Annotated in this window: 5 protein-coding genes; 3 read left to right on the top strand and 2 right to left on the bottom strand. The window is 66.3% G+C overall.

Annotated features, from left to right (window positions below):
• Window positions 1-177 precede the first annotated feature (177 nt).
• The gene (locus JNK68_16935) at window positions 178-1,587 is read right to left on the bottom strand and encodes a DEAD/DEAH box helicase (protein ID MBL8542030.1); all 1,410 of its coding nucleotides are present in this window, start codon (window positions 1,585-1,587) and stop codon (window positions 178-180) included.
• A 303-nt stretch (window positions 1,588-1,890) separates the two neighbouring features.
• On the opposite strand from JNK68_16935, the gene JNK68_16930 reads away from it, so the two are divergent.
• Complete coding sequence (locus tag JNK68_16930; protein MBL8542029.1) at window positions 1,891-3,195, top strand: cytochrome P450; 1,305 nt, start codon at window positions 1,891-1,893, stop codon at window positions 3,193-3,195.
• A gap of 32 nt (window positions 3,196-3,227) precedes the next feature.
• Window positions 3,228-5,195, top strand: a complete 1,968-nt coding sequence (locus tag JNK68_16925; GenBank protein ID MBL8542028.1) for a non-ribosomal peptide synthetase — start codon at window positions 3,228-3,230, stop codon at window positions 5,193-5,195.
• Window positions 5,196-5,204: 9 nt separating this feature from the next.
• Here the strand turns inward: JNK68_16925 and JNK68_16920 are convergent, their stop codons facing one another.
• Window positions 5,205-6,056 carry a lysophospholipid acyltransferase family protein gene (locus JNK68_16920; GenBank protein MBL8542027.1) on the bottom strand — a complete coding sequence of 284 codons (852 nt, stop codon included), beginning with the start codon at window positions 6,054-6,056 and terminating at the stop codon, window positions 5,205-5,207.
• 105 nt (window positions 6,057-6,161) lie between these two features.
• Between JNK68_16920 and JNK68_16915 the strand changes: the two genes are divergently transcribed.
• Window positions 6,162-6,552: 4-phosphopantetheinyl transferase (locus JNK68_16915; GenBank protein MBL8542026.1), on the top strand; the 391-nt coding region annotated here is incomplete at its 3' end.

Raw genomic sequence — 6,552 nt, 5'->3', positions numbered from 1 at the left:
CGCCTCCGCGAGGTCGATGTGCTCGTCGGGCCGACCCATCAGGTCCTGCAGCTTCTTCGTTGCTGGCGATGTCATGCAGAGGCTCGCGACCGCGCACGGTCGCGTTTCGAAGGCGGAGATTCGCCCGCGGCGTGCGGGCACATGACCGAAGCTGCCAACTCGGTGGAACCTGACCGGCTAACCGTCCTGGCGCACCGGCACCGGCGGCAGGAGGAGGGCGGGGATGGCCTTGCCCGCGCGTTCGCCGGTGCGGGCCGGGTGGCCGCTTGCAGGCGCGCCGCTACGGTCCTCCCCCGGCTCGCTCGGGACATACGGCTGGGTGAAGATCGGATCGTTCGCCACCTGCTGCCGCATCGGGCGCACATCGGCTCCGCGCGGGGATTCGCGGCGGCGTACGGTGTTGCCCCGCTCGCGGCGCTCCTCGCGCAGCGGGCGCGCCCGTTCGACCGGCCCCACGTCGGGCAGCGGCACCACTTTGAGCTTCATCTTGAGCAGTTTCTCGATTGCCTGAAGCTGCTCTCGCTCGTCGGGCGCGACGAGCGAGATCGCCTCGCCCGAGGCGCCTGCGCGGCCGGTGCGGCCGATCCGGTGGACGTAGTTCTCCGCACCGTCGGGAAGCTCGTAGTTCAGCACCAGAGGCAGCTCCTCGATGTCGAGCCCGCGGGCGGCGACATCGGTCGCAACCAGCACGCGGATAGTGCCGTCCTTGAACCCGTCGAGCGCGACCAGTCGCTCCTGCTGCGTCTTGTCGCCGTGGATGGCGGTCGCGCCGACTCCGGCTTTCTCCAGCCAGCGCGACAGGCGCGCGGCACCGACGCGAGTCGAAACGAAGACCAGCACCTGCGGCACGTCGCTCGATTCGAGCAAGTGCAGCAGCACGTCGCGCTTGCGCTCGGACTCCACGAAGTGGACGACGTGAGTGACATTCTCGGCGGCGGCGTTGCGCGCAGCCACCTCGATCATCATCGGCGCGCGCATGAAGTGCGCGGCGAGCCGGCGGATCTCCTCCGAGAACGTCGCCGAGAAGAGCAGGTTCTGGCGTCCGGCCGGCAACTGCGCGAGGATGCGCCGGATGTCGGGCAGGAACCCCATGTCCAGCATGCGGTCGGCCTCGTCCAGCACCAGGAACTGCACCTGACCCAGGTGCACGGTCTTGCTGTTGAGGTGATCGAGCAGCCGTCCCGGCGTGGCGACGACGACCTCCGCGCCCGCCCGCAGCGCCGCGATCTGCGGATCGATGTTGACGCCGCCGTACACGCAGGCGGTGCGCAGCGAAATGTGGCGGCTGTAGGTGCGTGCGCTTTCCTCCACCTGCAGGGCGAGCTCGCGCGTCGGCGTGAGCACCAGGGCGCGCACCGGGTGGCGCGCCGGCGAGACGCTCGTGCTGGCCAGCGGTTGCAGGCGCTGCAGGATCGGCAGCATGAATGCAGCGGTCTTGCCGGTGCCGGTCTGCGCTGCCGCCATCACGTCCTGCCCTGCGAGCACCACCGGAATCGCTTTCTGCTGAATGGGCGTAGGTTCGGTGTAACCCTCGTCAGAAAGCGCACGCATGAGCTCGGGACACAGCCCGAGCGCTTCAAATGTCATCCAGTTACTCCAGGCAAGGCTTCGAAAAATCCGTGATGGGACCGATCGGAGAGGGTGAAAGTTGCCGTGTGCTCTGCAGACGTCTCGACTCTGCGGCGCAGGCCGCACCATGAGCGAGCGCCGCCGCAACCCGGCTTAAGCTCGCGTGATGATACTCCACGACGTCACCCCTGGGTATGACGAAGTCCCTCCATGCGCAGGAAGCAGCAGGGCTCAGGTAGAATAGCGGATCCGCAGACCAGCCCGCGAAAGCCCGCCCGAGAGGGCGTTCACGCCACGCGCGAGACGCGGGATCGCATCGTGATGACCCAGCTCAAGACAACACCTCCAGGACCGGCCGAGCCGGTCGACATCGCGCTCGCCGACGACGCCCTCGCACAGCTGATGGCAATGTTCGAGACGTACGGCGACTGCTACCGCTTCAGCAATCCGGTCACCCGCAGCAACGTGTATGTGTTCGCGCATCCGGAGCACGCAAAGCAGGTGCTGATCACGCACTACAAGAGCTTCGTGAAGGGTTACGGCATCGACCGCGTGAAGATCCTGCTCGGGCACGGCATCATGACGAGCGAAGGCGACTTCTGGCACCGCCAGCGGCGCATGATCCAGCCCGGATTCCATCGCACGATCCTCTCGCGCTTCCTGCCGATGGTGCACCGGCAGAACCTCGAACTGCGCGACGCGTGGCGTGCGACTGCGCGCGACGGCGGCACCATCAACATCGACGACGACACGAGCATCATGACGCTCGCGCTGGTGCTGGATTCCATCTTCAGCGAGGATCTCGCGCGCATCGTCGCCGAGCACGGCTCCAATCCGTTCCTGCTGGTCACCGAGGAATCGGCCCGCAATCTCCAGTTCGCGGCGCGCTTTCGCGCGCTGGGCGAGATCATCCTCGACACCATCGCACGCCGCCGCCGCGAGGACCGGCGTCCGTTCGATCTCGTCTCGATGCTGATGGACGCGCGCGACCGTGCCACCGGCGAGTCGATGAGCGATCGCGAGCTGCTCGACGAGATCATGACGCTCATCATCGCCGGACACGAGACGACGGCGAGCGCGTTGACGTGGACCTGGTACCTGCTTTCGCAGCATCCGCAGGTTGCCGCGCGGCTGCGGCAGGAGATCGCCGGTCTGCCGGAAGACCTGCCGATGACGGTGGAGAGCGTGCAGCAACTCGTCTACACGCGGCAGGTGATCGAGGAGTCGCTGCGGCTCTATCCGCCGGGCTGGCTGCTCACCCGCAAGGCGACGGTGCCGGTCGAAGTCGGCGGATTCGAGATCGAGCCGGGCGCGCACGTCTTCGTCGCACCCTACATGGTGCACCGGCATCCGGATTTCTGGCCGGATCCCGAGCGCTTCGACCCCGAGCGCTTCGACCCCGGCGTGGACGAGGGCCGCCACATGTGCGCCTACATCCCGTTCGGGGCCGGGCCGCGGCGCTGCATCGGCGAGCAGCTCGCCATCCTCGAGATGCAGATCCATTTCTTCGTCATGGCACGCGAGTTCGACCTGCAGTATCTGGGCGACGCTCCGCCGGCGCTTGAACCGCAGGTGAACCTGCGGCCGCGCGAAGCGATCCACATGCGGCCGTTGGAGCGGTCGTGATGAATCACCCTTCTTCCTATCGACTCCTCGAGATGAAACACGACACCCTGGTCGCCGCGCTCGACACCGCCCGCAAGACCGCGCTGGGCATCACCTACATCGAAGGTGAGCACAACGAAGTCACCGTTTCCTACGCGCAGATTTACGAGCGCGCACTCGCCCTGCTGCACCACTTCCAGGCGAAAGGGGCGCAGCCGGGTGCGCACATGATCCTGCTGCTCGCTTCCAATGAGCAATTCATCGACGCGTTCTGGGCGTGTCAGCTCGGGCGCATCATCGCCGTGCCGATCGCCGTCGGCAACAACGAGGAACAGCGCATGCGCCTGCTGCACGTCGCCGAACGCCTGGGCGACCCCTTTCTGTGCTCCGGCGAGAAGATCTTCGAGCGCTACCAGACCTTCGCCCAGAGCGCTGGACTCGGCGCGCAGGCGGAGAAACTCGCAGCGCGTGCCATTCATCTCGATCAGATCGAAGAAAGCAGCGCACGCGGCAAGCGCGAGGCAGTTCGACCGGATGACATCGCGCTGATCCAGTTTTCCTCCGGATCGACGAGCAGCCCGAAGGGCGTGCAGCTCACCCACCGTAACATCACCGCGAACCTGGACGGCATCGTCACCGCGACGGGTTTCTCCACCCAAGACGCGACCCTGTCGTGGATGCCCCTTACGCACGACATGGGGCTGATCGGATTTCACCTGACGCCGCTTGCGCTGAGCCTCGAACAGCACCTCCTGCCGACCGAGCTATTCGTCCGTCGCCCCCTGCTGTGGATGAAGAAGGCAACGGAAAAGCACGCGACGGTACTGGGCTCGCCCAACTTCGGTTATCGGCACTACCTGCGTGCGTTCGATCACGCGAAGTCCGACGGTCTGGACCTGTCCCGGGTGCGCATCATCATGAACGGCGCCGAACCCATCTCACCGGATCTGTGCAGCGAGTTCAGCACGGCGCTGGCCCCTAGCGGCCTGAGGGCGTCGGCAATCTTTCCGGTCTATGGGTTGGCGGAAGCGAGTGTCGCGGTCACGTTTCCTCCGCTCGATCGCGAGATCCAGGTCATCGCGGTCGACCGCGAGTCGCTGGCGATCGGCTCACCGGCGAAAATGCTGGACGCCGACGACCCGAAGGCGATGCGCCTCGTCAGGGTGGGTAGTCCCCTCAAGCACGTCGGGCTGCGGATCAGTGACGATGGCGGGGCGGTGCTGTCCGAAGGCAGCATCGGTCACATCGAGATCCGCGGCGACAACGTCACCATCGGCTACTACTCGGGCACAGAGGGCGATGGCGTCGAGTTCAGGAAGGACGGCTGGCTCGACACCGGCGACGTCGGTTTCGTGCACCAGGGCGAGCTGGTGATCACCGGCCGCGCGAAGGACATCATATTCTCCGGCGGCCAGAACCATTTCCCGCAGGACCTCGAAGCGCTGCTGCAGTCGATGCCGGAAGCGGGGCTGGGCAAGGCGGCGCTCTGCGGCGTGCGAGCGCCGAACGCGGCGGCCGACGAGGTGGTCGCGTTCATTCTCCACCGCAAGAGCCTGGAGGAGTTCGTGCCGATCGCGCAGACGGTGCGCACGCGCATCACGGAAGGTGCCGGGGTCGCGCTCGCGCGCGTCATTCCCGTCGCGCAGATTCCGAAGACGACCAGCGGGAAGGTGCAGCGCTTCCTGCTGCGCGACCGCTACCTCGCGGGTGAATTCGACGCGGCGATCAACGGGCTGGAGGCGCTGGAACCGCGACCCGACGCGGCAGAGCAGCACCCGTCCGGCGCCCTCGAGCAGGAGCTCCTCGCGATCGCACGCGAGCTCATCCCGGGCCGCGAGATCGGCGTCAACGACAACATCTTCGAGCTCGGAACGAGTTCTCTCGTACTCGCGCAGATCCACGAGCGGATCGAGGAGAAGTGGCCGAACCAGCTCGCGATCACGGACTTCTTCGATTACCCCACCATCGGCAAGCTCGCGGCCTACCTCGATTCAAGGGTGAGCCAGCCGACGCTGGCGTAGTTCGATCCGTCAGCCGTAGAGCGGCTTCCTGTACTTCCACTTGTTGTAGACCCAGAGCCAGTCCTCGGGGGATTCGAGCACGAGTCCTTCGAGGGCGAGCACGTAGCGCTCGACGATCGGATAGCCACCGACCGGGAAGGGCGGCCGCGCGAGCTCCGAGATGTGCGCCTCGTAGTAGCCGCGCGCGCGGCGGCGCATGGCGACGAAGTACACCGGCGCCCGGGTCATGCGCGCGATCTTGTCGGCACCGACGAAGAACGCGGTGTCGCGACCGAGGAACTTCGTCCAGAGCTTCTCTTCCTCCTTGAGCGGCGTCTGGTCCGCGTTCATCACGAAGCCGACGGCCTGTCCCCGGCGCTGGATGATGGTTGCGAGGAAATTCTCTGGGGCGATGAGCGTGCCGCCGAAGCGCCCGCGCGCCTGCCGCATGACGTCGTCGAACGGGTCGTGGTCGAGCGGCTTGTAGACGACGTCGAGAGGGAAGGGCAGGCGCAGACAGGCCGCGAGCAGCAGCCACTCCCAGTTGCACTGGTGGGCGGTGAGGATGACCATGGGCTGCTTGCGCTGCGCGTGTTCGAGCAGCGGCTCGATGTTCTGCAGGTCGACCCGGCGCAGGATTTCCTCGTTGCGTATGGTGATGCCCTTCAGCATCTCGATCAGCACGTCGGAGAAATTGCGGAAATTGCGCTTCGCGAGCGCGACGATCTCCGCCTCCGACTTGCGCGGGAAGCTCTGGCGCAGGTTGTCGAAGAGGACGTGCTTGCGATGCCCGAGCAGGTGATAGGTGATGAAGTACACCAGCGGCGCGAGCAGGTAGAGCACCGACAACGGCAGGTGCGACAGGAGCTTGAGCAGGAACAAGCGGCTTCTTCTCTTTTCGGGGTAGGGGAGGACACCGGGACGCGGGTCGGCGGTCATTATAATCGACGCCTTTCGCCACTTCCGGCCGCAATTCCGGTGCTCCCCATGCTTCCCCTGCCTCATGCCGAAGTGCACCTGTGGCTGTTTGCGCTCGACGCCGCTGCGGATACCGTCGCCGCGCTCACCGCGTATCTCGCACCCGATGAGGCAGCGCGGGCCGGGCGTTTCCGACATACCGACGACGTGCGGCGCTACCGCGTGGCGCGTGGGGCGCTGCGCGTGCTCGTCGGGGGCTACCTCATGCAATCGCCCGGTTCGCTGCACTTCGAGTACGGCGCGCACGGCAAGCCCGGACTCGCCGCCGGATCGAGCGACGTCGATCTCCAGTTCAACCTCTCGCACAGCGGTGAGCTTGCGCTCGCCGCGTTCTGCGTCGGGCATCCGGTCGGTGTGGACCTCGAATGCGCGGACCGCAAGGTCGACGCACTGGCGCTCG

The organism is Betaproteobacteria bacterium, assembly GCA_016791345.1.
GTDB lineage: Bacteria > Pseudomonadota > Gammaproteobacteria > Burkholderiales > JAEUMW01 > JAEUMW01.
Note: the sequence above shows the minus strand (reverse complement) of the source record. Positions and strands in the feature narration are given on the sequence as shown.

Bases quoted from the DNA above. Each gene is read 5' to 3' on its own strand.
- JNK68_16935 (MBL8542030.1), bottom strand. From the start codon at position 1,587: ATGACATTTGAAGCGCTCGGGCTGTGTCCCGAGCTCATGCGTGCGCTT.
- JNK68_16930 (MBL8542029.1), top strand. From the start codon at position 1,891: ATGACCCAGCTCAAGACAACACCTCCAGGACCGGCCGAGCCGGTCGAC.
- JNK68_16925 (MBL8542028.1), top strand. From the start codon at position 3,228: ATGAAACACGACACCCTGGTCGCCGCGCTCGACACCGCCCGCAAGACC.